This window comes from Streptomyces tubercidicus (assembly GCF_027497495.1).
GTDB classification, from domain to species: domain Bacteria; phylum Actinomycetota; class Actinomycetes; order Streptomycetales; family Streptomycetaceae; genus Streptomyces; species Streptomyces tubercidicus.
In genome coordinates this window covers 5,343,761-5,365,737 of record NZ_CP114205.1, presented here as the reverse complement: position 1 = coordinate 5,365,737, position 21,977 = coordinate 5,343,761, and the positions used below count along the sequence as shown (strand labels likewise).

The window sequence follows — 21,977 nt, the reverse complement described above, 5'->3', positions numbered from 1 at the left end:
TGGAGCGGCCGGCTCTGCGGTCTTTCAGGACGGGTCAGGCGGCGACTGGAGCCGGTGGGGTGTCGAGGGCGACTTCGGCACCGTTTTGGCGAGTGTTCCAACCAGTACGGGCACAGGTGAAGATGCCGTACCAGCGGAGCCAGCGCAGCACGGTCCAGGCCATGACGATGGCCAGCGGCATCATCACCCAGGTGAGGGCGCGAGAGCGGATGCGTTCGTCGCTCCGGATGATGCTGAGGTATCGCAGGCCGAGCGCCCAGCCCAGGAGGAAGGGGACCCAGACCATCGACAGGGGCGGCAGGTTGTCGTAGGCGACGGGCTCGACGACCAACAGCCACACCGTCACCACCTGTGTCATGACCATCTGGAACCACCTCATCAGGTGCAGCCAGAAGGCAGGGCGGGCAGGCGAGAGATAGCGCATCCGCCACACCGAGCGGATCGTCGAGCCCCGCATCCACCGCAGATACATCCGTGTGAAATGGCTCCACTTCTCCGGCATGGCGGTGAAGACGATCGCCGAGGGCTGCTGAACGGTCAGCCCGCGTTCCTGGGCGTAGAGCGTCAGCAGCGAGTCGTCGGAGAACATCACCGTGTTCCCCATGAAGGTCTCGCCCAGGTAGGAGCCGAGATTGTCGCGGACTACCTCTGCGCGATAGGCGGCCAGCGGACCGGAGTTGACCATGACGGCACCGACAGCGGACTGACCCGACCGGTCGACCAGCTGGCTGGTGACGAACCAGAGGTCGGTGATGCGTGCCAGCAGGTTGGCCCGGTTGTTGGTAGCGATGACGATGCCGGCGGCGGACTGGACCCGGGGCCGCGCGAAGGGCGCGAGGATCTCCTGGATGGCGTTCGGCGCCAGACAGGAGTCACTGTCCACGGTGACGTAGATCTGTGCCTCCGGGCTCGCCCGGACGCCATGCGCCTGCGCATGGCGCTTCCCCTGGTTGGTTACCCGCTGCCAGGTCGTACTGACTCCCCTTTGTGCAGCGGCTCGTTGCCACCATTCCCGTACCTCTGCGTACTCCGAGGTGGTGGATCCGTCGTCGACGATGTGCACGCTGTCCGGCAGACGGGTCTGCCGCAGGAACGACTCCAGTCCCAGCCGCAGATAGCCGGGGTCCTCGTTGTAGACCGGCATGAGGATGGCGACATGCAGAGCGTCGAGCTGGCGTGCGACACGGTCCGTGACGCGCCGGGGGCGTTCGAGGTGGTAGAGCAGAGTCTGGATCAGAAAGATCACGAAGAGGGTGAGCCACACGTACGAGAGGCGCCCGGTGACCTCCGCGTCCCATCGGGCCGCGGACAGCGCATGCTGAGCGGTCCAGCCGCTGGCCAGAATCAGCACGATGATGCCCATGAAGACGGTCGCGGACCGGTGCTGACGGGCAGCCAGCACCGGTGTTCGCTTGATGGTCACTGCTCGCCCACTCCACGGCGAGCCCGGAACCCGAACCGGATCAACGCGAAGCCGGCCAGGACGGCGAAGGCGCTCACGCCCAGCAGCCACCAACCAGTGCTGAACGTCATGGTCCCGATGGTGACCGTTCCGAATAAGCCCGTCTTGGCGAGCTGCCCGTAATCAGAAGGCATGCCGAATTCCCCCCACGAAAGGTGATTTTCACACTTGCGGCGGCCATCCTAGGGATACTTGAGCCTTCACATATCCACGAACTTTCGTTCGATGGGCGCGACAACGATGTCCATTCCAGGGGGAGTTGGTTGCGAGAGGCACATCAACACTTCTCGACATCCACACGTACGGAAGGCTTCCCTCCGGTCTGCATGCAGGCCAGCGCCTCAAACAGGCGCGAGAGGGCGCGCCTGATCGCCAACAGGCACTCTCGGCGGCCCTGTTGATTCTTGCTGACTTCAGTCGCGAGTTGATATGTCCCAGATTGGTAACGGGAGCAGCCGAGTAATCCCATACACCCCATGCGCCACACCCACTTCGCGATCGCACGAAGGCAGACACGGTTTGGCCAACTGCCCACCACGCTGCCTGATCCGGCCGCCCCCGGGCGGCGACTCAACGGACGAGACTCAGAGCCCTCTGCTCCTGCGGTCGCTGGAAGCCTCGCCGCCGCCTTCCACCGCTGTCACGGTCAATCCGAAGAGCATCTTCTTCATCTCCTCCTGGTGGATGGGATTCGTGAGGGCGGTGGCCGTGTGGCAGTGGTCGGTGTGGTGGGGGGCGATGCGGTATCAGGGGTGGGTCACGTGGCTGGGCGGGGGGCTCGGAGGTGTTGGCGTTGGGTGAGTTCTTCGGGGTCGACGAGGGTGAGCATGGGTTGGTTCGGGGCGCAGAGCATGGTGACCAGGAAGCGGGATCTGGTGTCTGTGCGGTTGTTGCCGTCCTGGTAGTGGACGACGTCGCCGCCGGGTTCCCAGAAGGACTCGCCGGCCTTGATGACGCGTTCGGGCTCGCCTTCCAACTCGAAGAGCATTTCGCCCTCCAGGACGTAGCCGAAGGCGGGGCCCGAGTGGCGGTGGGGAGGGGTGCCGGGGTCGCCGGGCGGGAACTCGACGATGACCGTCATCGCCTCCACTCCCTCCGGCACGAAGGGGGGCTTTGCCGACTGGAGCACGGTGAGCGCTGTCTTCCAGGCTTCCGAGCGCGGTGGGCCCGCAGTGCTGCTTGCCGTCGGCTCATCGTTCGACATGGCGCGACCTCCAGTGGTGGGCGGCTGGGTCAGGAGAGCCAGTCGGTGTAGTGGGTGGGGGCGATGCGGGCGTCGCCCTTGGTGGTGAGGGTGTCGCCTTCGACGGTGGCGAACATGCCTGCGGTGTCGTCGGTGACGACCGTGCGGCCGTCGGGGCGGGCGGTCAGGGTGATCCGGCCGAGTTCGTCGAGGGGGAAGACGTCGGGGCCGCCGACGTTGAAGATGCCGTTCACGGGGCTGCCGACGGCGACTTCGACGACGGTGTCGGAGACGTCTTGGGCGGCGATCGGCTGGATCGGGGTGGTGGGCAGGCGGACGGTGTCGCCCTCGGTGGTCCAGGACAGGACCGCGTTCATGAACTCCATGAACTGGGTGGCGCGGACGATCGAGTAGGGGATCGGCCCGGCCTTGAGGATGTCTTCCTGCAGGACCTTGGCCCGGTAGTAGTCGAGGCTGGTCATCTGGTCCGCGCCGACGACCGAGAGGATGACGCCGTGGCCCACCCCGCCCTTCTGGGCGGCGGCCAGCAGGTTGTCCATCGAGGTCTGGAAGAACGCCGGTGAGGCGTCGTCGAAGGTGGGGGAATTCGTCAGATTGACGAGGACGTCGGCGCCGGCCGCCGCCTCCGCCAGGCCCTGCCCGGTGATCACGTCGACGCCTGTGGACTGCGAGTGCGGTACGGCCTCGTGCCCGGCCGCGTTCAGCTTTTTCACGACCTGCGATCCGATCAGGCCGGTACCACCGATGACTGCGAACTTCATGGGTCACCGCCTTTCGTCGCGCGTCACCTTGCGTCGCGCGTCAATAGGTCATGCGTCCAGATTGCGATGGGGTGGTGCGGGGCGCATGTGGGCGGGCCGGAGGCGGGCCTTCGGCGGGCCGTGGGCGGCGGGCCATCGGCGGACCGTAGGCGGCGGATCGTGGGGCACCACGGCGCCAGGGTCGCAGTGAGCATGAGGTGCGACGCTCTGTGACCGCTGGTGAGAGCTGGAGAGCGCTGAGGAGAGCTGGGGAGACCTGTGCGCGGCCTTACGGGGCAGGGGGTTCCAGGCGAGGACGTCGTACGCGGCGTCGGCTCCGGCGGTCATGGCCCTCTGGGCACGCATGAGGCGGCAGGAGGCGGTACGGGGCGGTACGCCGCTCACCCCGTGAGCGCCCTCAGCGCCTGTTCCGTCGCCCTGTCGTCGGGAACGTAGGCCAGCAGGTGGTGGCTGGGCTGGTCGACGGCGGCGAGTTTGACGTAGCGCAGGTGCAGGTCGCCGGCCACCGGGTGGCGGAAGTGGCGTACGGCGGGGTGGTATGCCGAGGTTTCCCGGCGGCCGTACCAGTGGGCCGCGTGCGGGTCGGCCAGCAGCTGCTCGGTGATCTCCGCGTAGCGGGTGTCCTCGGGATGGCGGGCCGCCTTTGCCCGGAACTGGCCCAGCAGGCTCCGTGCGTCCGTCTCCCAACTGGCCAGCAGCGCACGGGCCGGGGGCCAGCGGAAGACCAGCCACAGCAGATTGCGCTGCTTGGGCGCCAGCCGTGCCGGGTCCGTGAGCAGTGCGGCGTAGCCCGTGTTCCAGGCCAGCAGGTCCCAGTGCGGGTCGAGCACCGCGGCCGGGTTCGGTGCCAGCGACTCCACCAGTGAGAGCAGGTTGCGTGACACCCAGCCCGGCGACGGCCCGTCCGGGGCGGCATGTTCCACGAACGAGAGCACATGTGCGGTTTCGTCCGCGGGCAGGCGCAGCGCCCGCGCCACGGAGCGCAGCACCTGCTCCGACGTACGGACCCGGCCCTGCTCCAGCCACGCGTACCAGGAGCTGCTGATCCCGGCCAGCTCGGCGACCTCCTCGCGGCGCAGCCCCGGGGTCCGGCGCCGCGGTGAGCCGGGCAGCCCCACCTCGGCGGGCGCCAGCCGTTCGCGGCGGGAGCGCAGAAACGCGCCCAATTCGCGGCGCGGGCCCCCGGATCCACCGTCGTGCACTCCCCCCGCTCCTCCCCTGTACTACGGCCCCGCTTCCGGGGCGCCGACCGGGCCCCAGCGTGTGAGCAAGGGTAATCGGCTGCGGGGTCCCGCCAGTTGGCGGTGGTGATGGGCTGGAACCGCCGGTCCGAGAGCGCCTGCACGTATGCCGTGCCGTGCATGCCCTGCCGTGCCGTGCCACGCCCTGCCGTGTCGTGTCGTGCCACGAGGAGACCCATGGACACCGCCGAATCACCCCGCATCACTCCCCCACCCGCCTCGGCCGCCCCGCCGCCGGGCACCGCCACCGGCCCGGCCGCTCAGGCGCTGTCCCCCGCCGCGCTTCGCCTGCTGCGCGCCGCCGGTTTCGTCAGCAACTTCGACCGCTTCTGCATCACGCCGATGCTGCTGCTCATCGGCAGCCAACTCGGCGTCCCGCTGGGCACGGTGATGCTCGCCGCCAGCGGCTACTTCCTCGCCTACGGTCTGATGCAGCCGGTCTGGGGCCTGGCGAGCGACCGGCTGGGGCGGGTGCGCGTCATGCGGATCTCGCTGGGCGGGGCCGCCGTCGCCGCGCTCTGCTCGGCGCTCGCCCCCGGCGCGACGGTCCTGATCGTGGCGCGCGCCGCGGCCGGTGGGTGCTTCGCCGCTTCCGTTGCCGCGTCCCTCACCTACGTCGGGGACACCGTGCCCGCCGCGGTCCGCCAGCGCCCGCTCAGTGCGCTGATGACGGCGTTCGCGCTGGGCACCGCCGTGGCCACCGTCGTTGCCGGGGCACTGGCGCACTACGTCAGCTGGCGGCTGGTCTTCGCCCTGCCCGGTCTGATCGCCGCCTATCTGGTCGTCGCCCTGCGCCGGTTGCCGGAACCGCCGCGGGCGGCGCCCGGCGCGCTGCTCGCCCCGTTACGGGTCGTGCTGCGTTCCCGCTGGCAGTGGTACGTGATGGCCGTCGCGATGCTCGAAGGCGCCGTGCTGCTGGGCTTCTTGACGTATCTCGCGCCCGCGCTGGAGCACCGGGGCGCCTCGGCGACGCTGGCCGGGGCGGTGTCCGCGCTCTACGGCGTGGGCGCGATGGCCGCGGCGCAGTGCGTCAAGCGGCTGGTCGGGCGGTGGACGCCGGTGCGGCTGATCGTGGCCGGCGGGGTGCAGATGGCGGTGGCGTACGGCCTCGCCGCGGCCGGCGGGTCGGTGCCCGCGCTGGTGGGGTGTGCGCTGCTGCTCGGTGGCGGCTGGTCGTTCCTGCACTCCACCATCCAGTCCTGGGCCACCGCTCTGTCCCCGGCGGCCCGTGCCACTGGTGTCGCGATGTTCGGCCTGGCCCTCTACGTCGGCAGCGCCGTCGCCAGCGCCCTGGCCGCCGGTCCCGCGGAACGCCACGCCTACGGGGGCATGTTCCTGACGGCCGCGGCCCTCACCGTTCCGCTGACGGTGGCCGCCGCCGTGGGCCGCGCCCGTTACCGGAGCTGACCGCGCGGCCGGGGCGGCGGGCGTGACAGGCCCTGACCGGACCCGGCCCCGGGCGTGACGGCCCTGACCGGACCCGGCGGCCCCGGGCGTGACGCCGCGGGCGAGAGACAGCTACAGGGCGCCCAGGCACAGATGAATGTGCCTGAGCGCCCTGTCAGAGGCTTGCCGCCATCACGGACCGCCCATCACGGGCCACCCGTCGCGGCCCCCATCAGCCGCGCCGCTCCCCCGCGCTCTCCAGCTGCCGGTCCTGCGGATTCGTCCGCGCCGCGATGTGCGGGTTGCGCGACTTGAGGACGGCCCAGCCAATCGCCAGGCAGACGGCCCAGCCGGCACCCACGTACAGCGACACCCGGCTGTCCGGGTCGATCGCGATCAGCCCGGTCACCAGCAGCAGGAAGGCCACCGCGATCCAGCTGCACACCGTGCCGCCGGGCGCCGGGAAGGACGAGGCGGGCAGCCGGCCGGCCACCACCCCGCGGCGGTAGAGGATATGGCTGATCAGGATCATCAGCCAGGTCCAGATGCCGGCCGCGGTCGCCACCGAGGTGACATAGCCGAACGCCTTCTCCGGGACGACGTAGTTGAGGATCACGCCGATGCCCATGAGAGCGGCGGAGAGGGTGATGGCCAGGGCCGGGGTCTTGCTGGAGCTCAGCTTGCCGAGCGCCTTCGGGGCCTCGGAGTTGGCCGCGAGGTCGCGGAGCATGCGCCCGGTGGAGTACATCCCGGAGTTGCAGGACGACAGCGCGGCGGTCAGCACGACGAAGTTGATGATCGCCGCACCGGCCGGGATGCCGATCTTCGCGAAGGCGGCCACGAACGGGCTGACGCCCGGCTGGAACTCCGTCCACTTGACGACCATGAGGATCACGCTCAGCGCACCGACGTAGAAGACGATGATGCGCCAGGGCAGCGTGTTGATGGCCTTGGGCAGGGTCTTCTCCGGGTTCTCGGACTCGCCCGCGGTGACACCGACCAGCTCGACGGCGAGGTAGGCGAACATCACGCCCTGGAGGGTCATCAGGCTGGAGCCGATGCCGTTGGGGAAGATCCCGCCGTGCGACCAGATGTTGGAGACCGCGGCGGTGTCTCCGGCCTGGCTGAAGCCGAGGGTGACGACGCCGAGACCGATCACGATCATGCCGACGAGCGCGGTGACCTTGACCATCGAGAACCAGAACTCGATCTCACCGAAGATCTTCACCGAGATCAGGTTGGCCACGAACAGCACGACCAGGAAGACCAGCGCGGTTATCCATTGCGGGATCTGCGGGAACCAGTAATGGACATAGATCGCGGCGGCCGTCAGCTCGGCCATGCCGGTGACCACCCACATGAGCCAGTACGTCCAGCCCGTCACGAACCCGAAGAACGGGCCGAGGAACTCGCGGGCGTACTCCGAGAAGGAACCCGACACGGGGCGGTACAAGAGCAGCTCACCGAGCGCCCGCATGATGAAGAAGACGATCACGCCGGCGAGGGCGTACATGAGAATGAGGCTGGGCCCGGCCTTCGCGATATTCGCGCCCGCGCCCAGGAAGAGACCGACGCCGATGGCGCCGCCGATGGCGATCATCTGCACCTGACGGCTGCCGAGACCTCGCTCGTAACCCTCTTCCGGTGTGGTGCCCGAGGCTCCGCCGTCGTCGCCGAGGTGCGTGCCGACCTGCTTTGAGGTCATGTGTGGTGCGCCTTTCCGCTCCATGCCGACCCGCGCCTCACATGGCGTCGGATCGGGTCTCGATCCCCCCGGATGCTGATGGAGTTGCATGCCGGCGGTCGGCCGGCTCAAGCGCCCCCTACGCGGACATGGGTGACGTCCGTAAGGCGGTCGTGAAGATGTACCACGGGCGAATTTCAGCCAGCGTGATGCAGGTCACGGAGCGAATGCGCCAATATCCCCTGAGCAGGGCAAATTACCGGCCGCTGTGACCTAATCGATATGCGGGCCGGGCACCCGGCGAGAGGGAGTCCACGCAGCGCTGACCTGCCGTAGCCGTCGGTACACGAGCTTTGCCCGTTATCGCCGTGAAGCGGGGCGGCGATCGCGACGTTCGGGCAGGACCGGAAACCGTCGACGGGGACGCGAGGCGTCTCCCCGGTGGCGAAATAGTGCCCCCATGATCATCCTCACCGGCCCAGGAAAGCCGAACAAACCAGGCGTAGGCTGGCAGAACGCCTTATTGCACCGTGCGTGAGCGATGGAGGCGGTGCATGACCGACCCACACGGCTTCCTCAAGACCCCCCGCCGGCCCGTTCCGGCGCGCCCCGTCGAGGAGCGGCTGAGCGACTGGAACGAGGTCTACGCGGGGCAGGCGCTGCTGCCGCTGGTCGCCGAGCAGGCGGGGCGCTGTATGGACTGCGGCATCCCGTTCTGCCACAGCGGGTGCCCGCTGGGGAATCTGATCCCCGAGTGGAACGCGTACGCGACGCGTGGCAACTGGCGGGCCGCGTCCGAGCGGCTGCATGCGACGAACAACTTTCCCGAGTTCACCGGGCGGCTGTGCCCGGCGCCGTGCGAGGACGCCTGTGTGCTGGCCATCAACGCCGATCCGGTGACGATCAAGAACGTCGAGCAGGCCATCGCCGACCGGAGCTGGGAGCAGGGGTACGCCGTGCCGCATCCGCCGGAGCGGCTCAGCGGGAAGAGCGTGGGGGTCATCGGCTCCGGGCCCGCGGGGCTGGCGGCGGCGCAGCAGCTGACCCGTATCGGGCACACCGTCGCCGTCTACGAGCGCGCCGACCGCCTCGGCGGGCTGCTGCGCTACGGCATCCCCGCGTTCAAGCTGGAGAAGCGGTACCTGGACCGCCGTATCGCGCAGATGCGGGCCGAGGGCACCAAGTTCCGTACGGAGATGGACATCGGCGGCGCGGTCGACGCCACCGAACTCAGGCGGCGGCACGATGCGCTGGTGGTGGCGGTCGGGGCGATGGAGCGGCGGGAGCTGCCCGTTCCGGGGCGGGAGCTGTGCGGTATCCACCAGGCCATGGAGTATCTGACCCTGGCCAACCGGGTCACGGAGGGCGACTGCGCTGCGTCCCCGGTCACCGCCGAGGGCAAGCGGGTGGTGATCGTCGGGGGCGGGGACACCGGTTCGGACTGTCTGGGCACCGTGCTGCGCCAGGGCGCGGCGTCCGTGGTGCAGCTGGACATCAATCCGGAGCCGGGCGACGCCCGGCCGGAGACCCAGCCCTGGCCCGTCTACCCGAAGGTCTACCGGATCTCCCATGCCCATGAGGAGGCCCGCGGCCGGGCGGGCACGGATCCGCGGTTCTTCTCCTCCGCCACCCTGCGGTTCGAGGGGGACACGGCCGGGCGGGTCCGCGCGCTGTGTCTGACGGAGGTGGAACCGGCGGCCAGGACACCGCGGCCGGACACCGAGCGGGTACTCCCTGCGGAGCTGGTGCTGATCGCCCTCGGCTTCTCCGGGCCGGAACGGGGCACCGGTCTGATGACGCAGCTGGGGCTCACACTGGACGCCCGGGGGAACTTCGCCCGGGACGCCGGCTTCGCTGCCGTACACGACGCCGGCTACGCGGCCGCGCGGGGCGAAGCAGCCGGGCCGGACGGGATCTTCGTCGCGGGCGACGCGGGGCGGGGGCAGTCGCTGGTGGTGTGGGCCATCGCGGAGGGCCGGGCCGCCGCGGCCGCCACGGACCGCTATCTCACCGGCTCCACCGCGCTGCCGGCCCCGATCGCCCCGACGGACCGGCCGCTGGTGGCCTGACACCGGCGGGCCCCGACGCGTACGGCTCACCCGGGCGCGTGGGCAAGCGCTCGGGTGGCGGCGGTTGTGCGCGGTGGGGAGTGATGAGCGCCGGTGGGGACGGCGGGGCGCGCAGGGCAGGCGGGTGCGGGGGTCAAGCTTCTGGAGCCCCCTCATGCACCTTTGCTACTGGGCGCAACGCCCAGGCGACGACTTGACTTTGGTCATGGCGATTCAGTCCCGCTTGTTGGGTATTGACTGTCCTGTCCCGTTCTCTCTGTATATGCCAACGTGAATCGTTGGCGGCATGTGCTTGGAGGCGCACCATGGCCGCCCGACCACTCGTCGCGCGTCAGACCAACCAGCGGCTGCGGTCGCTCATCCAGGAAGCCTCACTGTCCAACTCCGCCCTGGCCCGGCAGGTGAACGTCCTGGGAGAGGCGCAGGGCCTGGATCTGCGGTATGACAAGACCTCCGTGAGCCGGTGGCTGAGCGGGCAGCGGCCGCGCGGCCGGGTGCCGGCCATCATCGCCGAGGCGCTGAGCGGCAAACTCGGCCGCACGGTCTCGACGGAAGAGATCGGCATGGCCAACGGCAACAGCGTGACCTGCGGGGTCGGCCTCCACTTCGCGGCCACGGTGGAGGACGCGCTGGAACAGGTCCGTGAACTATGGCATATGGACGCCGAGTCCAGGGGGCTTTTGTCGCGTTCGGCCATGACCGCCTCGGCGCTGGTGGAGCCCAGCAGGGACTGGCTGATCAGTTCCCCGGACCCGCAGGTGGCACGCAACGGGCGGGCGGGGCCGCGGGTGGGGGCGGCCGATGTGGAGCTGGTCCGGACGACCACCCAGGCGCTGGCCGAACTCGATCACCGGGTCGGCAGCGGCTATGTGCGGCCGGTCATCGTCACCTGTCTCAGCAGTGTGCTGTCCGGTCTGATGGACGGAAGTTACGGCGAGAGCACCGGGCGGCAACTGTTCTCCGCGGCCGCCCGGTTGACGGAACTAGCCGGGTACACGGCGCTGGACGTGGGGCAGCCGGGGCTGGCGCAGCGCTACTACATCCAGGCGCTGCGGCTCGCGCAGGCCGCGGACGACCGGTGTTACGGCGGCTATGTGCTGGCGGCCGGGCTGAGCCATCTCGCCGTCGGCGCCGGCTGCTCCCGGGAGGCGGTGCAGCTCGCCCGCGCCGCGCAGGAGGGCACCCGGGGGCAGGCCCCGCCGGCCGCGCAGGCCATGTTCTATACGACGGAGGCCCGCGGTTACGCCATGCTCGGGGACGCCCGGATGTGCAAAATACTGGCGGACAAGGCCACCGAGGCGATGGCGCAGGTCGTTCCGGGGGACGGTCCCGAGTGGATCGCGCACTTCGACCGCGCCTATCTGGCCGACGAGTTGGCGCACTGCTACCGGGATCTCAAGCAGCCGCGGCCGGCCGCCCGGCGGGCCGAGGAGGCGCTGGCCCGGCATCCGCGGACCCGGGTGCGGCGCCGGGCCATCGATCTGCTGCTGCTGGCCACCGTTCTGGCGCAGGCCGGTGATGTCGAGGCGGCCTGCCAGGCCGCGGTGCAGGCGGTGGCGCTGCTCGGCCGGCTGAAGTCGGCGCTGGGGGAACGGTATTTGCAGCACCTCATGGAGGAATTGCGGCCCTTCGCCGATACGGCGCCGGTGCGTGAGTTCGACTCCCTGGTGCAGGAGAGCGGTGTGCGGGTGCCCCGGTGACGCCCGCCCGGGGCCGGGTGGCTGAGGGGCGGGGCGGCCCGTCGTGGGGACACCGACGGCCGGCGGGCCCGTACCGTCCCGCGGGGAGGGGGGTGCGGAGCCGGGACCTGTCCGACCGTCGGCGATGGGGAGCCACCCGCCAGGGGTGTGTTACGGCGCCACCGGGTGCCGTACGCCGGCCGCCAGCGGCACCGCCGCCCACACGACGCAGCTGTGGTCCGCCTCGACTCTGCGGCCCCATCGTGCGGAGGACCTGGCGACCAGTTCCAGGCCGCGGCCGTGCTCCTGTTCCTGGTCCGGGTGGCGCATACGGGGCACCGACGGTGTTCCCCCGCGGTCGTGCACCTCGATGAACAGCTGGTTCTCCGACCTCCCTATCCGGCAGGTGACACGGGTTCCGGCGGAATACCGGATGGCGTTGGTGAACAGTTCCGACAGGACCAGCAGCACCAGATAGCGGGTGTCCTCGTCGTCTATGCGCTGTCCGTCGAGCCAGGCACGCGCCAGGCTCCGGCAGATGGGTACGGCCCGTTTCAGGGCCGGCAGTCGCAGCACCACGCGCTGCGCGGAACCCCAGCAGTCGGCGGGGACCAGTGAGTTTCTTTCCTCGGGCCAGCCCGCGATATGCCGGGCGGTCACCATGACTTCGGCCGAATGCATTGTGGTGGGTAACATGACTACCCCTTTCGTGCCTGCCTCATGGACTCCGATGCCGCTTTCGCCTCATGAAGCACTGCCAGCGCCATCGTTCAACTGTCCTGGCGGTCTTCGGAGTTCGCCGCGCCTCCGGTGTGCACCGGACCGCTTCCGAGCTCTGTCCCCTCTTTATTCAAGCAGCACCGGAGCCCGCCCGGGAAGGCGTACGGTGCGGCAGTGGGGGCAGCCGGGTATTCAGCCGACGCGAAATATTATCACCATAAGAAAACGGTTGCGCATTATCGGCAATACCGTTGATGAATAGGCACGGCGGGAGTGCCGGGAAATGAATGCCGCGGAAATGCGGAAGAAATGCTACCGGTTCGGCGGGGCCGTGAACAGCCCGCCGCCCGGCGGGCCTTGGCGGCCCGCCGGGCGGCGGTGTCCCCGATGACCGACGGGGCTACGGTGCCGTCAATTCCAGGCCCAGCCGCTCGGCGATACCGGCGGCGAGGGCGGCCAGCGTCGGATGCTCCCACACGAAGTTCTTCGGGAGGTTCAGACCGAAGGAGCGGTCGATCCGGGCCCGCAGCTCCATGGCCAGCAGGGAGTCGAATCCCAGGGATTTCAGCGGGGTCTGCGGGTCCAGCGAGCTCTTGCCCAGCCGCAGGACGTCGCGGACATGGCCGGCCAGATGCTCCTCCAGCGCCGCCCTGCGGGCCAGGCCGGGCGGCAGCGCGGTGAGCCGGGCCCGGATGTCGTCGGCGTCGTCCGGTGCCGGGGCCTGCTCCGCCGGTGCGTCGCCCAACAGCCCGCTGAAGAACGGCAGATGGCGGCCCGCGGGCGGCAGCCAGGTGTCCGGCGGGCCGGGGAGCACCCCGGTCTGCACCCGTCGGTGCGCCAGCAGCGTCTGCAGTGCCGCCAGCCCCTGGTCCGTGGGGATGGTGCGGTAGCCGCGGCGGCTGAAGTCCGTGGCGACCCCGATCTCGCCCCACGGGCCCCAGTTGACGGCCAGCGTCGGCTTGCCCTGGGCGGAGCGCCAGGCCGCGAACCCGTCGAGCCAGGAGTTCGCCGCCGCGTAGGAGCCCTGGCCGGGGTTGCCCAGCAGCGAGGCCATCGAGGAGAACACCGCGAACCAGTCCAGCGGATGGCCGCCGGTGGCCCGGTGGAGCTGCCAGGCGCCCGCGACCTTCGGCATCCAGACCCGTTCCAGCTGGTCCTCGGCGACGTTGGTGATCACGGCGTCGTCCAGCACCATGGCGCAGTGCACCACGCCGTGCAGCGGGAATCCGTCGGCCACCGCCGTGGACACCAGCCGCTCGGCGACGGCCGGATCGGCGATGTCACCGAGGACCACCGACACCTTGGTGGTCTTGCCGATCACCGTGGCGAGCGTCTGCGCGACCTCGGGGGCCGGGGCGGAGCGGCCGTTGAGCACCAGATGGCCGGCGCCGTGACCCGCGAGCCATTTCGCCGTGGCCAGCCCCAGACCGCGCAGGCCGCCGGTGACGATATAGGCGCCGCCCTCCTGTACGGGCAGGTCCATGTCCGGGACCACGGCGGGGGCCTCCCCGCTGTCGGGCACGGTCAGCACCAGCTTGCCGACATGGCCGGCGGCCGCCATCGTGCGGAAGGCCGTGGTGGCCTCCGACAGCGGATACTCCGTGCAGTGCAGGGGCTTGAGCCGGCCCTCCTCGAACGCGTCCAGGACCTCCCGCCACACGGTGGCGAAGGTGTCCGGGCGGTTGCGCCGCAGCTCGATCAGGTCGACGGTGCTCAGGGTGACGTTGTGCCGCAGCGGCAGCATGCCCAGCGGGGCGTCCGCCAGGATGTCGCGGACCCCCAGCTCCACGAAGCGGCCGAACGGGCGCAGCGTCTCCAGGCCCGTCCGGATGGCCGCCCCGGACAGCGAGTTGAGGACCACGTCCACGCCCTCGCCATGGGTGGCCTCGCGGGTGCGTTCGCCGAATTCCAGCGTGCGGGAGTCCATGACATGGCGGATGCCCATGCCGCGCAGATAGCGGCGTTTGTCCTCGCTGCCGGCCGTGGCCAGCACCTCCGCGCCCAGCATCCGGGCCACCGCGATCGCCGCCATCCCGGTGCCGCCGGTCGCGGAGTGGATCAGCACCCGCTCCCCGGCGGAGAGCCGGGCCACCGAGCGCAGCGCGTACCAGGCGGTGAGGAAGGCGATCGGCAGCCCGGCCGCGACGGCCGGTTCGATACCGAACGGGACGGGGGCCACCGCGTCGGCGGGCACGGTCAGGAACGACCCGAACGCGCCGCCCCGCAGATCGACCGCGATCACCTCGTCGCCGACCTGCGTGCGGTCCACCCCGTCGCCGACCGCGGTCACCACGCCCGCGCATTCGAAGCCGATGCGGTAGCGGACGTCCGTCTCGCCGGGGAGCAGGCCCATCGCCGTGAGCACATCGCGGAAGTTCAGGCCGGCGGCGGTGACCCGCACCTCGACCTCACCGGGCCGGGGCGCGCGCCGTTCGGTGACGGCGTACTCCAGGCTCGACAGATCGCCCAGGCGGCCGGCCCGCAGCCGGAATCCGTCCACCCCGAACCGTACGGTGCGCGAGGTGGCCGCCTCGTCCTGCCCGCCGCTCGGCGCGGCATGCTCCAGGCGGGCCACGTAGCGGCCGTCGGCGCGCAGCGCGACCTCGTCGTCGTCCGCGTCCGCCAGCAGCTCCAGGGACACCTCCTCCGGATCGGCGTCGTCCGGATCGGCGTCCACCAGGACCGGCCGGATCTCGGGGTGTTCCAGGGCGGCGACCCGCAGCAGTCCGCGCAGCGCGCTCTGCCCGAGGTCGACGCCGTCGCCCGGCACCACGGCGCGGGACCCGCGGGTGACGACGTACAGCCGTGGCGTGTCCGAGGTGGCGGTGATCGCCTGGAGGGCGCCGAGCAGTCTGCGGGTGCGCCGCAAGGACTGCTCGGTGGGCTCCTCGCCGTCCGCGGGGCCGCACACCAGCACGACACCGCGCGGGGTTTCGAGGGTGGCGGCCAGCCGCCCGGTGAGGGCGTCACGGAAGGTGTCGAGGGAGGCGTCGTCGAGCGGCCGGTCCCAGACGGTCGTACGGGCACAGCGGGTGCGCAGCGCGGCGGCCAGCGCCTGGGCCGAGCCGTCCGCCTCGCCCACAATGACCCAACTGCCCGGCGCATGGCCGCCGTCGGGGGCCAGCCGGGGCGTGGCGCGCCAGCCGATCTCCAGCAGCCAGTCATCGACCGCCGGGGTGCCGCGGGCGGCCGCACGCCGTGCGAAGCGCAGACCGTTGACGACGAGCACCACGGCGCCGCTGTCGTCCAGGAGGCGCACATTGGCGACGATGGCCTCCGGGGTGATCTCGCTGACGTGCGCGTGGCAGTACACGGCGCTCGCGGGGTCACCGATCAGCCGCAGCGCCTGCATGCCCACCGGCAGCACCAGCGCCTGGTCCTCCTCGTGGATCAGCGGCGCCACGGCGAGCTGGGCGCAGACATCGAGCAGGACGGGGTGGACCGGCAGCCCCGGCGGCGGGCTGTTCGCCTCGCGCGGTACCGCGACCTCGGCCCAGAAACTGTCGTTGTGGCGGCCGGCGCTCAGCCGGCGCACGCCGGTGAAGGCCGGCCCGTGCTCCAGGCCGCGCCGCCGCAGCCCGGCGTAGAGATCCGCCGGGTCGACGGTCAGCGGATGGCGCGCGCCCATGTCCTCGACGGACCGGGGCCGCAGCTCGGGCCGCACGCTGAGCCGGTGCAGCACCGCGTCGGCCTGCGCCTCCCAGTCGCCGTCCTCGTTGCGGGCCAGGATCTGGCAGTCGGCCCGGTCCGGTGCGGTCATCGTGACGACGGTGGACACCTCGGTGTCCGTGTCCAGCCGCAGCAGCTGCTTGAAGTGGACGTCGGTGACCTCCACCTCGTGCGGTGCCGCACCGAAGACCTCGCAGGCCACCGAGAGGGCCAGCCCGCAGTGGGCCGCCCCCGGGAAGACCGCGTTGCCGTGCACCCGGTGGTCGGCGAGCCAGGGCAGGGCGCCGGTACCGGCGTCCGCGCGCCAGCAGTGCCGCACCGGCTCGCCCGGGAACTCGGTGTGGTGGCCGGGCAGTTGGGCCCGGGGGGCCTCGGCGACGGCCGGGGTCTGCGGGGCGTCGGCCCAGTGGTGGCGGCGGTCGAAGGTGACGGTGGGCGCGTCCACCAGCTCGCCGTCGGCGTAGAGGTGCCGCCAGTTCACCGGCACCCCGGCGCAGTGCAGCGCGGCGAGCTGGGTGCGCAGCGTGGACTGGTCGTCCTCGTCGCGGCGCAGCGTGGGCAGGACGACGGGGTCCGTGACGAGTCCGGCCAGACTGCTGGTGACGGAGTGGGTGACCACGGGGTGCGGCGCGATCTCGACGTAGACCACATGCCGGTCGGCGGCCGCGGCGGCCACCGCCTCGGCGAACCGCACCGGGCGGCGCAGGTTGTCGCACCAGTAGTCGGCGTCGAAGGCCGGGGTCTCCCCCGGGGCGACGACCGTCGAGTAGAACGGCACCTTGGGCTGGCGCGGCGCGAGACCGGCGAGCGCGGAGCGCAGCGCCGGCAGCACCGGGTCCACCAGCGGACAGTGCGAGGCGACATCCACCGCGATCGGGAACACCGGGATCTTCCGGGCCTCCCAGGCGGCGGCCAGCCGGCTCACCTCGGTGGTCCGCCCGGCGACGACGGTGGAGTCGGGCGCCGAGAGGACCGCGACGGACACCGTGTCGGCGGCGCTGTCGGCGAGTTCCGCGCGCACCGCGTCGGCGTCCAGTCCGACGCTGAGCATGCTGCCGCTGCCGGCGATATCGCTCAGCAGCCCGGAGCGGCGGCAGATCACCCGCACGCCGTCGGCCAGGGTCAGCGCCCCGGCCACCACCGCCGCGGCGACCTCGCCCATGGAGTGGCCGATCACCGCGGCGGGTTCGACGCCGTACGAGCGCCAGGTGGCGGCCAGCGCGACCTGGAGGGCGAACAGCACCGGCTGTACCGTGCCGCACCCCTGGACGGGTCTGCCCTGGCGCACCACATCGAGCACCGACACCTCGCTCTGCGCCTTGATGAGCTCATCGAGCTCGGTCAGCGCGTCGAGGAAGGCCGGCTCGGTCTTCAGCAGTCCGCGCCCCATGCCGGGCCACTGGGAGCCCTGGCCGGAGAACACCCACACCGGCTGCCGCTCGACCGCGGCGCCCACGGCGCCGGTCACCACCGCCGGATGCCGCTCCCCGGACGCGAAGGCCCGCAGCGAACCGATGAGTTCCCGGCGCGCGGAGGTCACCACGCCCATCCGTCCGCGGCCCGCGCAGCGCCGCAGGGCCAGGGTGTGCGCGATGTCGCGGAGCGGCACATTGGCGCCGTCGCCCTCCATCCAGTCCGCGAGCCGGGTGGCGGCGGCCGGCAGGACGTCCGGGGAACCGGCCGACACCAGGAAGACATCGGAGGTGGTCCGGGTCGGCCGCCCGGTGTCCTGGCTGCGGGCGGGCCGCCGTTCCGGGGCCTGTTCGAGCACGACATGGGCGTTGGTCCCCGAGAAGCCGAAGGAGGAGACGGCGGCCAGCCGGGTGGCCGTGCGCAGCGGCCAGGCGGTCAGTTCGGTGGGGACGAAGAACCGGGTGCCCCCGGGGGTGATGGCCGGGTTCCAGCGCCGGAAGTGCAGATTCGCCGGGATGGTGCCGCGCTGGAGGCACAGCACGCTCTTGATCAGCCCGGTGACTCCGGCGGCCGGTTCCAGATGCCCGACATTGGTCTTCACCGAGGTCAGGGCGCATCGCCCCGGCCCGTAGCCGTAGACCTCGGCGAGGCTGGCGAACTCGATCGGGTCCCCCACGGGGGTGCCGGTGCCATGGGTCTCCACCATCCCCACGTCCCGTGGGTCGACACCGGCCTGGCCGAGCGCGTCCAGATACAGGGCCCGCTGGGCGGTCACCGACGGTGCCGCCAGGCCCTCGGACGAGCCGTCCTGGTTCGTGGCGGAGCCGCGCAGCACCGCCAGCACCCGGTCGCCGTCCCGCACCGCGTCGGTCAGGCGCTTGAGCACCACCACGCCGCAGCCCTCGCCGCGCACGAACCCGTCGGCGTCGGCGTCGAAGGTCCGGCAGCGGCCGCCCTCCGACAGCATGCCCATACGGGCGAAGGAGCGGGTGATACGCGGCTGGAAGCTCAGGGTGACGCCGCCGGCCAGCGCGACATCGCACTCCCCGGCGCCCAGTGCCCGGCGGGCCAGGTGCACGGCCACCAGGGAGGAGGAGCAGGCGGTGTCCAGCGCGACGCACGGCCCTTGCAGACCGAGCAGGTAGGAGATCCGGCCGGCCGCGACACAGTGCCCGTTGGTGAGGATCGAGCCCTCCAACTCCTGGGGCCGCCCGGCCAGTTGGTCCATGTAGTCGCTGTAGCTGATCCCGGCGAAGACGCCCGTCTGGGTGCCGTTCATCCGGTCCGGCGGGAGACCGGCGTGTTCCAGGGCCTCCCAGGTGACTTCCAGCAGCAGGCGGTGCTGGGGGTCCAGGACGTCGGCCTCGCCGCCCGCGACGCCGAAGAACGCGGCGTCGAAGCCGGTCACCTCGCGGAGGTAGCCGCCCTGACGGGGCGTCGGTGCCCGGCTCCCGGGACCCGGTGAGTCCTCGGGAACCAGGCGCCGGCGCTCCGCGGGCAGCTCGCCGACGGCGTCGCGCCCGTCGACCAGCAGCCGCCACAGGGCCGCGGGCGAATCGGTGTCGCCGGGGAGCCGGCAGCCCATGCCGATCACGGCGATGGGCTCTGTCGTGTGGAGGGGTTCGGCGGGCTCGTGGGCGGCCTCGTGGTGGGGCTCGTGAACGGACGCTGTCTCAGGGGTGAGTGGTGACTCGGCTGCCGAGCCGTGCATGTCGTTGCTCATCGGGTCTCCGTATGTGGGAGGTGATCTGCCCGTGGTCACACGGCTTCCGGACTGCCGAGGAGGATGGCGTTCTTCACACCGCCGACCTGGTAGTTGAAGCTCAGCGCGTAGTCGAAGTCGAGCGGGCGGGGCCGCACGCCGGGGACGGGGTCGAAGGGCAGCCCGTCGGCCGGCTGTTCGCAGTTGGCGGTGGGGCAGACCTGCCCCCGCTCCATCATCATCAGCGTCATGGCGACGCCCATGCAGCCGGCCGGTGCGCCGTTGTGGCCGAAGCAGCCCTCCTGGGACGTGACCAGCACATCGCTCTCGGGTCCGTACAGCTCCCGGATGGCGGCCGCCTCGAAGGCGGTGACGACGATGTTGCCGTCGCTGCCGCCGTGGACGTACGGCACATCCTCGATCCGCCAGCGGTCACCGAGGCAGCGGCGGACGCCCGCGACCAGCTCGGCGCCGGTCTCGTCGGAGGCGAGCGGGTTGGCCAGCCCGTCCCGGGTCAGGGCGGTGGCCAGCACCTGGCCGTACATGTGCGCACCGCGGCGGGCGGCGTGCTCCCGGCTCTCCAGGATCACCGTGGCGGCGCCCTCACCGTGGTTGATGCAGTCCGCCCGCCGGTCGTAGGGCCGCATCAGGGAGCGGAAGGACGGCAGCAGCTCCGGCATTCCGGTGGTGCGGAGGCCGTCGTAGGTCTGCTGGGCGCCGCTCAGCAGCCGCTCGATGTTCTGGATGAGGTGGACGTTGAAGACGTCGACGCCGGTCACCACCGCGACCTCGACCTCGCCCTGGGCGATCATCCGCCGGGCGTTGCCGATCTGTACGGCGGACGAGGCGCAGCCGCACGAGACGGTGTAGCAGGGGCCGTTGGACTGCGTCAGCGCCGCCTGGACCAGGGCGACATCGGAGGGTGTCACGGCTTGTTCGGCCGCGACGAACAGCTCCATGGCGTCCGGTGCGCTGGTCTTGCCGGGGTCGGCGCTGAGCACCGAGAGATAGCTTTCGATGTTCGCGTCGACACCGCCGCGGCCGACCAGGATGGCGGCCTCGCTCAGGGCACCGCCATGGAAGGTCAGCCCGGCATCGGTGGTGGCCTCCGCCATCGACACCAGGCCGAAGCGGTGTGCCGAGGTGTAGTGGGCGGAGAAGAACGGCGGCACATCCGGGAGGCGTTCGTCGAACATCTCCTGGGTGAGATCGACCGAGCCGTAGTAGACCTCGTCCCGCTTGAGGCAGGACCGGCCGTTGGAGATCACCGCCCACATGTCATCGGCGGTGAACACGGGCTCCGTGCCGCCGGGCAGACAGAATCCGACGCCGGTCACCACCGCATCGCGGTCTCTGTTTCGTTCTCCGGAGTTCCCGGACCGTTGGTTCATGACAGAACTCCGTCCCTCACGAGGTTCAACATGTTCGTTCTCCTCTGCACTTCGCTTTCTTCTGCCGGACGCACCGCGCCTACTCGGCGATTCGTGTGCGGTAACACCAGCGGTAGACCGGGACCTGTTGACCGCCCAAGTCCGCGTATTCGCCGTAGAATTCGAAACGTTCGTAGCCGTTGCCGCGGAGGAGCCTTATCGGATCGCCGGCGTCGTCGCGCATGTGCTCCGGCAGGGCATTTCCCTCGGGCCCGTCGACGAGGATCACCATTCTTCTTTTCGCCATACTGTTCTCCGGTTGTTCTGTCGCAGTGGGTGGGGTGGGGGGCAGGCTTCAGAGATGAGGTGGGGGGACCTGATGGCAGATCACTGCGGGACCGGTGGCGGCGGATGACAACTGCCGGACCGGCCAAGGCGGATGGAGCGGCGGCGGCGACGTGGGGTCGTCGACGAAGGTGCGGCGCGGCGGAAACGGAGACCGTTATGGTCCCGGCGGCGCCAGGGGCGGGCTGCGGGCTGCCGGCCCGCTCAGACCTGGTTACTGAATTCCGCCGCGAGATATACGGCGGGACGGGTGCCGGTGACACGGGCGGCGGTCATCGTCACGCTTCCGTTGCGGAGGGAGCGGCCTGCGCCGCGGATACCGCAATTCCCTTTCACCGGGGCCGGGACGGCGGAATGCACACCCTTGGTCCGGGCGATATCGCCGTCGGCACAAGGGAATGCGGACCCGGCGGGCTCCCCGTGGACGGAGAGGGGGCACCGTCCCGCCGGGAGCGCCGCGGTGGTGGTGCGCCGGCGCGTGGCCTGCGCACTTCCGTTGCCGTGCGGAGTGCGGAGCGGGTGGGTACGGTGCGGCGCCGGCGCCGAGGGGGCGGTGCCGGACGCGGGTGCCGGGACGGCCGCGGAAACGGGCGCGGATTCCTCGTCCGGCAACGGGATCGGGAGACTCAGGTCACCGCCGGACCGGACGCGTTCCGGTGCGGTCGCGGTGCGGGCCGGGATCAAGGCACCTACGCCGTTGACCCAGCGAAGGGTGGAAATGGTTCGCATGACGCCCCCTGATCCGAATGTGGGGGCCGATCAGCCGGTGCCGAGGTGCCGGCACCGGCTGACGGATCCAAAACCCTCTACCGGGGACGCCCATACGGCATCTCGGTCTGACCGCAACCAGGCGCTGGGCCGGGCCAACGGGTAGGCCAGGTGCCGCTCCCCGGAGAGGATGGGCGGCCCACCGGTTGGATGCGACTAGTTATCCATGCGGCTCGGCGGGCTACAACAGTCAACCGATAAGGCCACCCGTTCGGAGCAGCGCGAATAGCGGAAACTCGTACCAACTTGCGCAATGGCCTTGAAAGATGCCTTTATTCCACTCATGACCGACTCAGCGTTTGATTGCTCACTGCTCCGGCTTGATCGCCCTGTAGAACCGTGTGCAGCAGCAAGCTCTCCGCTTGTCATTCTTGTGTGTGGAACACAGCGGGAACCGGTGCGCTGTCAATAGCCGACCGCCACCGGCCGCCGCTGATGGTGACAATGGAAACCACTTCGGCCACGGCATAGCCTACGCCGTCCCGTATCTTCCGTTGTCCATAA

Annotated in this window: 14 protein-coding genes; 3 read left to right on the top strand and 11 right to left on the bottom strand. The window is 70.8% G+C overall.

What is annotated here, in order from left to right; all coding sequences use genetic code 11:
* Window positions 1-34 precede the first annotated feature (34 nt).
* The 5 genes from STRTU_RS23330 to STRTU_RS23310 form a co-directional block, all read right to left on the bottom strand.
* Window positions 35-1,423 (bottom strand): glycosyltransferase family 2 protein, encoded by a 1,389-nt coding sequence (locus STRTU_RS23330; RefSeq protein ID WP_246241110.1) that lies wholly within the window; start codon window positions 1,421-1,423, stop codon window positions 35-37.
* Window positions 1,420-1,596 carry a hypothetical protein gene (locus STRTU_RS23325; protein WP_159745847.1) on the bottom strand — a complete coding sequence of 59 codons (177 nt, stop codon included), beginning with the start codon at window positions 1,594-1,596 and terminating at the stop codon, window positions 1,420-1,422. Before STRTU_RS23325 ends, STRTU_RS23330 begins: the two co-directional genes overlap by 4 nt.
* Window positions 1,597-2,219: 623 nt before the next feature.
* The gene (locus STRTU_RS23320) at window positions 2,220-2,666 is read right to left on the bottom strand and encodes a cupin domain-containing protein (RefSeq protein WP_159745845.1); all 447 of its coding nucleotides are present in this window, start codon (window positions 2,664-2,666) and stop codon (window positions 2,220-2,222) included.
* 29 nt (window positions 2,667-2,695) lie between these two features.
* On the bottom strand, window positions 2,696-3,427 hold the full coding sequence (locus STRTU_RS23315) for an SDR family oxidoreductase (RefSeq protein WP_159745843.1): 732 nt from the start codon (window positions 3,425-3,427) through the stop codon (window positions 2,696-2,698).
* Between the two features lie 380 nt (window positions 3,428-3,807).
* Window positions 3,808-4,629 carry a helix-turn-helix domain-containing protein gene (locus STRTU_RS23310; RefSeq protein ID WP_159745841.1) on the bottom strand — a complete coding sequence of 274 codons (822 nt, stop codon included), beginning with the start codon at window positions 4,627-4,629 and terminating at the stop codon, window positions 3,808-3,810.
* 216 nt (window positions 4,630-4,845) lie between these two features.
* Here STRTU_RS23310 and STRTU_RS23305 point away from each other — a divergent pair, with 216 nt between their 5' ends.
* The gene (locus tag STRTU_RS23305; protein WP_159745839.1) at window positions 4,846-6,075 is read left to right on the top strand and encodes an MFS transporter; all 1,230 of its coding nucleotides are present in this window, start codon (window positions 4,846-4,848) and stop codon (window positions 6,073-6,075) included.
* Window positions 6,076-6,286: 211 nt separating this feature from the next.
* Here the strand turns inward: STRTU_RS23305 and STRTU_RS23300 are convergent, their stop codons facing one another.
* Window positions 6,287-7,759 carry an amino acid permease gene (locus STRTU_RS23300; protein WP_159745837.1) on the bottom strand — a complete coding sequence of 491 codons (1,473 nt, stop codon included), beginning with the start codon at window positions 7,757-7,759 and terminating at the stop codon, window positions 6,287-6,289.
* A gap of 533 nt (window positions 7,760-8,292) precedes the next feature.
* On the opposite strand from STRTU_RS23300, the gene STRTU_RS23295 reads away from it, so the two are divergent.
* Window positions 8,293-9,807: a glutamate synthase subunit beta gene (locus tag STRTU_RS23295; protein WP_159745835.1), complete on the top strand. Its 1,515-nt coding sequence runs from the start codon at window positions 8,293-8,295 to the stop codon at window positions 9,805-9,807.
* 305 nt (window positions 9,808-10,112) lie between these two features.
* Window positions 10,113-11,507, top strand: coding sequence for an NsdA family TPR-like regulatory protein (locus STRTU_RS23290; protein ID WP_159745833.1), 1,395 nt, complete (start codon window positions 10,113-10,115; stop codon window positions 11,505-11,507).
* 150 nt (window positions 11,508-11,657) lie between these two features.
* On the opposite strand, the gene STRTU_RS23285 is transcribed toward STRTU_RS23290, so the two are convergent.
* The 5 genes from STRTU_RS23285 to STRTU_RS23265 all read right to left on the bottom strand — a co-directional run bounded on the left by STRTU_RS23285 (window position 11,658) and on the right by STRTU_RS23265 (window position 21,434).
* Window positions 11,658-12,182, bottom strand: coding sequence for an ATP-binding protein (locus tag STRTU_RS23285; protein WP_246241108.1), 525 nt, complete (start codon window positions 12,180-12,182; stop codon window positions 11,658-11,660).
* Window positions 12,183-12,606: 424 nt separating this feature from the next.
* Window positions 12,607-19,011 carry a type I polyketide synthase gene (locus STRTU_RS23280; RefSeq protein WP_159745831.1) on the bottom strand — a complete coding sequence of 2,135 codons (6,405 nt, stop codon included), beginning with the start codon at window positions 19,009-19,011 and terminating at the stop codon, window positions 12,607-12,609.
* Window positions 19,012-19,046: 35 nt separating this feature from the next.
* Window positions 19,047-20,381, bottom strand: a complete 1,335-nt coding sequence (locus tag STRTU_RS23275; protein WP_159745829.1) for a beta-ketoacyl synthase N-terminal-like domain-containing protein — start codon at window positions 20,379-20,381, stop codon at window positions 19,047-19,049.
* A 79-nt stretch (window positions 20,382-20,460) separates the two neighbouring features.
* On the bottom strand, window positions 20,461-20,667 hold the full coding sequence (locus tag STRTU_RS23270; RefSeq protein WP_246241105.1) for a DUF5988 family protein: 207 nt from the start codon (window positions 20,665-20,667) through the stop codon (window positions 20,461-20,463).
* A gap of 242 nt (window positions 20,668-20,909) precedes the next feature.
* Window positions 20,910-21,434, bottom strand: a complete 525-nt coding sequence (locus STRTU_RS23265; protein ID WP_159745827.1) for a hypothetical protein — start codon at window positions 21,432-21,434, stop codon at window positions 20,910-20,912.
* Between the last annotated feature and the right edge of the window lie 543 nt (window positions 21,435-21,977).

Coding starts and splice junctions, on each gene's coding strand:
- STRTU_RS23325 (WP_159745847.1), bottom strand. CDS start 1,596: ATGCCTTCTGATTACGGGCAGCTCGCCAAGACGGGCTTATTCGGAACG.
- STRTU_RS23320 (WP_159745845.1), bottom strand. CDS start 2,666: ATGTCGAACGATGAGCCGACGGCAAGCAGCACTGCGGGCCCACCGCGC.
- STRTU_RS23315 (WP_159745843.1), bottom strand. CDS start 3,427: ATGAAGTTCGCAGTCATCGGTGGTACCGGCCTGATCGGATCGCAGGTC.
- STRTU_RS23305 (WP_159745839.1), top strand. CDS start 4,846: ATGGACACCGCCGAATCACCCCGCATCACTCCCCCACCCGCCTCGGCC.
- STRTU_RS23300 (WP_159745837.1), bottom strand. CDS start 7,759: ATGACCTCAAAGCAGGTCGGCACGCACCTCGGCGACGACGGCGGAGCC.
- STRTU_RS23295 (WP_159745835.1), top strand. CDS start 8,293: ATGACCGACCCACACGGCTTCCTCAAGACCCCCCGCCGGCCCGTTCCG.
- STRTU_RS23290 (WP_159745833.1), top strand. CDS start 10,113: ATGGCCGCCCGACCACTCGTCGCGCGTCAGACCAACCAGCGGCTGCGG.
- STRTU_RS23285 (WP_246241108.1), bottom strand. CDS start 12,182: ATGTTACCCACCACAATGCATTCGGCCGAAGTCATGGTGACCGCCCGG.
- STRTU_RS23280 (WP_159745831.1), bottom strand. CDS start 19,011: ATGAGCAACGACATGCACGGCTCGGCAGCCGAGTCACCACTCACCCCT.
- STRTU_RS23275 (WP_159745829.1), bottom strand. CDS start 20,381: ATGAACCAACGGTCCGGGAACTCCGGAGAACGAAACAGAGACCGCGAT.
- STRTU_RS23270 (WP_246241105.1), bottom strand. CDS start 20,667: ATGGCGAAAAGAAGAATGGTGATCCTCGTCGACGGGCCCGAGGGAAAT.
- STRTU_RS23265 (WP_159745827.1), bottom strand. CDS start 21,434: ATGCGAACCATTTCCACCCTTCGCTGGGTCAACGGCGTAGGTGCCTTG.